The following is a 6,316-nucleotide window of genomic DNA, read 5'->3' as shown; positions in this document are numbered from 1 at the left end:
TGGGCGCCGCCGAGGTGCTGACTGAGCCGCGCAAGGTGGTGCACGGGGCTGGGCCCGAACGTCAGCGGGTGGCGGGGGAACTGGTCGAGGATCCTGGGGTCTCCAGGGGGGTCGGGAGGGGCAGGGGGCCGGGGCCGGCGAGCAGATCGAGCCAGATGCGTTCAGCCACCGCGCCGGCACCGACACGGTCGCCGGCGGCGCACCGTCGGATGAGCTCGTCGTGACGGTCTGCGGAGGCATCCGCATCGTGTGATGCGAAGCGCAGCCGCTCGGCGCGTTGGAGGACAGGCGCGTACAGGGCCAGGACGGTGCGCACCGCGTCGCTGCCGGCCCGGCCTACGGGAACAGCGTGGAAGGCGCGATCGGCCACGTGGGTGGCGGCGGTGTCGCCCGCATCGTGGGCGACACGGAAGGCGTCGTTCGCCTCCCGCATCTGCTCCAGGTCCGCCGTGGTGAGGTGCGGGGTCGCCTCCATGACGGCGACCCGGTGCATCGCGGCGACGACGGCGACCGCGTGGCGGACCTCCTCCGCATCGATCGGCGCGACGACGGTGGACCGACCCGGGGATGCCTGCACGAGGCCCGAGCGCGCGAGCGAGAGGAGTGCTTCCCGGACCGGCGTTCGGCTGACGCCGAGCCAGTCGGCGATCTCGGCGTCGCGCAGTTGCTCGCCGGGGGCGAAGGTCCCGTCGACGATGGCGTCGCGCACGCGAGCGAACACGTCGTCTCTCAGCAGCGAGCGCGGGGGAACTGTCGTTGAGGGGACCGGCATGCAATATATTGCACACGGTCACGGCCCGTCCGTCAACCCGCGGGCCCGTCAGACCATAGTGAAGAGCGTCTCTCCGCGACCGATGTCGACGGATTCCAGGCGCACCTGGACCGGCTCGCCCGGCGCGGGAACAGCCCCGTCGACCGTCGCTTCGACCGGGGGAGAAGTCAGTGCGATCCGCGCCCCGTCACCCCGGCGGCGCAGCACGATCCCCTCGAACTCCTCCCCCTCCCGGCCCGCCAGGAGGGCGGCCTCGACGCGGTCGATGCTTCCGGCATCCATCCGCCGCGCCACTGCGGAGGAGCGCGCCATCGCGGCGGGCACGTCGCTCAGGGTGGCGCGCGCCCACTCGGGTACGGGTCTGTCGTTCGCGAGGGCGTCGCAGATGACGAGGACCCACCGGTCGACGAGGCGACGGAGGGGAGCGGTGGTGTGCGCGTAGGGTGCCGCGATCGCGGCCTGCTCGGGCGAGTCGGGAATGGAGCCGTCGAAGGCGGCGTAGCCCGCCCCGCGGAAAAGCGCGGCGGCCTGCTCCCGCACGGCTCTTCCCGCGCCGGAGCGAGGAAGATCCCGCAGATAGTCGCCGTACGCGACTCCGGGCGCCCACGGCAGCCCGAGCGCCACGGTCTCCGCCCGGAAGGTCTCCAGGTCGTCCGGCGAGGCCGGCGGCATGGTCCGGAGGATGCCGATGCGTCCCCGCAGCATGATGTCCGCCGCCGCCATCCCGGTGAGGAGCGACACCTGGGCGTTGGCATCCTCGAGGGGGACGCCCTCGTCGACCTCCAGGTCGTACCCGCGCGCTGTCGAGACGATGCGCGTCTCGGGCAGATTGAGGCTGGCGCCGCCCCGCTCGCTCTCTCGGCGGGCGCGTTCGTCGCCGAACCAGACGAGGGCGGTCAGCGTCTCCGGGGCGCGTCCGCCGTCGATCGCCTGCTGCGCGTCGACGTACGTCCACTGCGCGCGTGACCGGATCACCGCGCGGACGAGCGTGACGGAGGTCGGGCGGGCTCCGTCGTCGAGGTCGAAGCGCCAGACGTAGGCCCGGCGATCACGGTCGGGAAGGAGTGAGGCGGCATCCTCGCTGAGAACGGCCGGATGCAGGGGGATCCGTCCGTCGGGAGCGTAGATCGTCTGCCCGCGCTGCCAGGCTTCGGCGGCCACCGAGCCGCCCGGCGAGACGAACGCCGGGACATCGGCGATCGCGTAGTGCAGCGTCGCACCCGACGCCGTGCGCGCCAGGTGGACCGCTTGATCGAGATCCGTCGATCCGGCGGGGTCGATGGTGAGGAACGGGATGCCACGCAGATCGGCGAGTCCGGCGGCATCCGGATCGACGGGCACCTCACGGGCGGCACGCTCCGCTTCCGCGAGCACATCGGGCGGGAAATCCTGCGGAAGATCCAGCTCGTCGCGCAGCGCCGACAGCGCGGCGGTCAGGTCGGCGGGGATGTCGGCGAGGAGCCGTGCACGTCGGTGGGCCACGCCGCCAGTGTAGGTGTCGACACCCCCATGGCCCGAGGTGCACACGGCCGGCTCCTCGACGCTGCTCAGCGCCTCCATAATCGGCCTCGCTACCGTCAGCACATGGGAAAGCTTTCACGACTCATCGGCATGGCGTCCAAGGCACTCGACAGCTCGGGGTCGTCCCGGTCGAACGCACCGACCGGCGGCTCGACGGACTGGCGTTCGGTCGCCCGTTCGGCGATGAACGCGGTCTCAGGCGATGGTCGGAACGCGGCGACGTCCGACCGCCCGGCGCCTCCCGCCCCCGCCGGGTACACCCCGCCTCCCGCCAGTCGGTACACGCCTCCGGCTGCTCCGGGAGGCTACGCGCCCCCGGCCGCTCCTGGCAGCTCCGTCCCGCCCGCAGGCGGTGCGCCGCTCTCCGCAGCGGACCGGCAGGCCATTGCGCGGTACGACTACCTCCTGCAGACGGCCGATCCGCACCAGGTCGAGCAGATCCACCGCGACGCGTTCGCGCGGCTGACGCCGGAGCAGCGGGCGCATCTGCAGTCGCGGATGCGGTCGGAGCTCCCTCCGAACGAGCAGCCGCGCTCGGCTGATCCTGCCGATCTCGCACGGGCGGCGGCGCGGTCCGAGGCCGCGCGGCCCGGCATGCTGAAGGGCCTCCTGGCGCGTGCGAGCGGTCGGGGCGGCTCCGGCGGCGGAGGCCGCCTTGCGGGCGGTCTCGCCCTGGGCGCCGGAGCGGGCATCCTCGGCGCCGTCGCGGGCGGCGCGATCCTCACGGCCGTCGGCGGTGCGGTCCTCGAGAACGCCGCCGCGATGGGCGTCGACTTCGAAGGGCTCGCGCAGGGCGTCGACCTCGACGCCATCGCGCAGGGCGTCGACGTCGAGGGGTTCGCCGGGGAGGCCGTGTCGGGTCTCGGCGAGCACGTCTCCGGCCTCGGCGAGCAGGTGTCGGGGTTCGGGGAGAACCTCGGCGGCTTCGGTCTGGGCGGCTTCTTCGACCGCTGAGCTCCGACAGAGGGATGCCGCCGCGATCCGCCCGCCGTCGCGGCCGGGAACAGCCGGGACACCCTCGAGCGACACGCCTCGCCTGCCTTCGCGTCCGTCTGCGAATCGCCTAGCCTGGGCGCATGAGCATCACGGGGGATGGTTTCGGGTCGGTCCGTTCACGGAAAGCCGGATGGTGGGGCGCGGCGGCACTGGTCGCCATGCTGACGGGCTGCACGCCGACAGCGGAACCGGCGCCGACACCGGCCGCCTCCGAGCCCACCGCCACCGCCACCGCCACTGCACCGTCGCCGTCGCCGTCGCCGTCGCCGTCGCCGTCGCCGTCCGACGCCGTCCTCTCCGGCGTGTCCATCGGGTGCGACGACCTCCTCGCGTCGGGCGACCTGGCCGAGGTCACGGGCGCCGCGGAGGCTCAGGAGCCGGTCGAGCTGTGGCATGTGGGGTTCGAGGCGGCGGGCGGCGTCGACTGCGCCTTCTCGTCGTCCACCGTCACGGGAAGAATCCTCGCGCTTCCCGCGGAGCGCGCCGCCGCGCTGTCCGATGGAGCGCCGGAATGTGAGCAGGTGTACGACACCGTCGAGTGCACTGCCACGACGGTGGTGGACGGGCTCTGGGTCGCCGTCCTTCTCGACCTCGTGGAAGACCCGGGCGGCGTGCCCGACGTGCTCGGCGAGCTTCTGAGCGCCGCCGCGGCCTCGGTGAGCGAGGCCGACCGCGTCGCGCCGGTCGCGACGGACTGGTCCGCGGAGACGTGCGACGCCCTCGGGCAGGTCGTGCGACCTGCCCGGCTGCTCGACTCCGATGAGGTGTCGACGTCGCGGATCGAGGAGGGACCGGGGGCGTTTGACCGTCGCGTCGCCGTCGACCTCGATCTGGTCCGCCAGTGCGACTGGTCTGAGCTGGAGGACTTCCGGGAAATCGGCGTGCTCATCGCTCCCGCCGGCGCGGACGCCTGGGATCGCGAAGCCGACCGTGTCGGCGGCTCCTCGGTGCAGATCGGCGACGCGGCGGCGCGCGAACTCCGGACAGACGCCTTCACGACGCTCCTCATCCAGAGCGAGGGGGAGCTGATCCAGGTATCGGGCCGCGGCATCCCCGCGGAAGCTGTCAGAGAGGCCGGCTCAGCCGTCCTGACCCGGTGAGCGAGGGGATGCCGCCACGCGGCCGGGATCGCGGGATCTAGACTTGACCCTCGTGGTCACCCGTCTCTCGACATACTTCCTCCGCACGCTCCGCGAAGACCCGGCCGACGCCGAGGTCACCAGCCATCGCCTGCTCGTGCGCGCCGGTTACATCAGGCGCGCAGCACCGGGCATCTTCACCTGGCTCCCGCTCGGCCTCCGGGTCAAGGCGAAGCTCGAGGCGATCGTCCGCGAGGAGATGGCCGCGTCGGGTGCGTTCGAGGTGCACTTCCCCGCGCTCCTGCCGCGTGATCCCTACGAGCAGTCGGGCCGTTGGACCAGCTACGGAGACGGGATCTTCCGTCTGCAGGACCGCAAGGGCGCCGACTACCTGCTGGCGCCGACCCACGAGGAGATGTTCACCCTCCTCGTGAAGGACCTGTACTCCTCGTACAAGGACCTCCCGCTCACGATCTTCCAGATCCAGGACAAGTATCGCGACGAGGCCCGGCCGCGCGCCGGTCTGCTGCGCGGCCGCGAGTTCACGATGAAGGACGCGTACTCCTTCGACTACACCGACGCGGGTCAGGACGTCTCGTACCAGGCGCAGCGCGACGCGTACGAGCGGATCTTCACGCGCTTGGGGCTCGAATACGTCATCGTGGCGGCCGACAACGGCCTCATGGGCGGTGCCCGCAGCGAGGAGTTCCTCCACCCGATCGCCGTCGGTGAGGACACCTTCGTCCGGAGCGACGGCGGGTACGCCGCCAACGTCGAGGCGTTCGTGACCGAGGTGCCCGCAGTCCTCCCCATCGCGCAGGGAGCACCGGTGGTGTTCGACTCCCCGAACACGCCCACGATCGAGACGCTGGTCGCCCACGCCAACGCTCACCTCGATGCCCCGGCATCCGGGGTGGCCGGGCCCGCCACAGACGGTGCGGATGCCTGGACGGCCGCCCACACGCTGAAGAACGTCGTCCTGGCGCTGACCCACCTCGATGGCACGCGAGAACTCGTCGTCGTCGGGCTGCCCGGTGACCGCGACGTCGACGACAAGCGCGTCGAGGTCGCCTTCGCGCCCGCTGCGGTCGAGGCGGCGACGGATGCCGATTTCGCGAAGAACCGCGGACTCGTCAAGGGATACATCGGGCCGTGGGCCGAGGGCGGTGCCGTGCTGGGCGAGGAGTCCGCGACCGGCATCCGCTACCTCGTCGACCCGCGGGTCGTCGACGGGACCGCCTGGATCACGGGCGCGAACATCTCGGAGAAGCACGTGCACTCCCTGGTGCACGGACGCGACTTCACGGCCGACGGCGTCATCGACGTCGCCACGGTGCGCGCCGGCGACCCGGCCCCTGACGGGTCGGGCCCGGTCGAGCTGGCCCGCGGGATGGAGATCGGTCACGTCTTCCAGCTCGGCCGCTTCTTCGCGGAGAAGCTGGGGCTCAAGGTCCTCGATGAGAACGGCAAGCTCGTCACCGTCACGATGGGCTCGTACGGCATCGGCGTCACCCGCATCCTGGCGATCCTCGCCGAGCTCAACAACGACGACAAGGGTCTCATCTGGCCCGAGTCCATCGCGCCGTTCGACGTCCACGTCGTCGCGACCGGACGCGACGCCCTCGCGTTCGAGCTCGCCGAGAAGCTCGCCGCCGATCTCGAGGCCGCGGGCAAGGACGTGCTGCTCGATGATCGCCCCAAGGTCTCGCCCGGTGTGAAGTTCGGCGACGCCGAGCTCGTGGGCGTGCCCCACATCGTGATCGTCGGGCGTGGCGCTGCCGACGGGCAGGTCGAGCTGTGGGACCGCCGCACGGGTGAGCGCACCGCGATCGCCGCGACGGAGGCCGTCGCCGCGCTGGTCTCCTGACGTCTCGGGTGCGACCGCAGTGATCGACATCCGATCACTGCGGATCGTTCACCCATCGGATGCCGGATCGTGACAGCCTGG

5 protein-coding genes are annotated in these 6,316 nt (G+C 71.9%); 3 read left to right on the top strand and 2 right to left on the bottom strand.

Annotation, left to right across the window (positions count from 1 at the left end; all coding sequences use genetic code 11):
- Positions 1-61: 61 nt before the first annotated feature.
- Both ACJJV7_RS10565 and ACJJV7_RS10560 read right to left on the bottom strand, forming a co-directional pair.
- On the bottom strand, positions 62-772 hold the full coding sequence (locus ACJJV7_RS10565; RefSeq protein ID WP_405467852.1) for a GntR family transcriptional regulator: 711 nt from the start codon (positions 770-772) through the stop codon (positions 62-64).
- 48 nt (positions 773-820) lie between these two features.
- Entirely contained in the window at positions 821-2,254 is a 1,434-nt protein-coding gene (locus ACJJV7_RS10560; RefSeq protein WP_405374991.1) for an RNB domain-containing ribonuclease, read from the bottom strand.
- A gap of 102 nt (positions 2,255-2,356) precedes the next feature.
- Here ACJJV7_RS10560 and ACJJV7_RS10555 point away from each other — a divergent pair, with 102 nt between their 5' ends.
- The 3 genes from ACJJV7_RS10555 (at position 2,357) to ACJJV7_RS10545 (ending at position 6,235) form a co-directional block, all read left to right on the top strand.
- Positions 2,357-3,247, top strand: coding sequence for a cation-transporting ATPase (locus tag ACJJV7_RS10555; RefSeq protein WP_405374992.1), 891 nt, complete (start codon positions 2,357-2,359; stop codon positions 3,245-3,247).
- A 122-nt stretch (positions 3,248-3,369) separates the two neighbouring features.
- The gene (locus tag ACJJV7_RS10550; RefSeq protein ID WP_405374994.1) at positions 3,370-4,389 is read left to right on the top strand and encodes a hypothetical protein; all 1,020 of its coding nucleotides are present in this window, start codon (positions 3,370-3,372) and stop codon (positions 4,387-4,389) included.
- 52 nt (positions 4,390-4,441) lie between these two features.
- On the top strand, positions 4,442-6,235 hold the full coding sequence (locus ACJJV7_RS10545; protein ID WP_405374996.1) for a proline--tRNA ligase: 1,794 nt from the start codon (positions 4,442-4,444) through the stop codon (positions 6,233-6,235).
- The last annotated feature ends 81 nt before the right edge of the window (positions 6,236-6,316 follow it).

Origin of the sequence: Microbacterium sp. Ld4, assembly GCF_045066555.1 — a bacterium.
Classification (GTDB): Bacteria; Actinomycetota; Actinomycetes; order Actinomycetales; family Microbacteriaceae; genus Microbacterium.
Note: the sequence above shows the minus strand (reverse complement) of the source record. Positions and strands in the feature narration are given on the sequence as shown.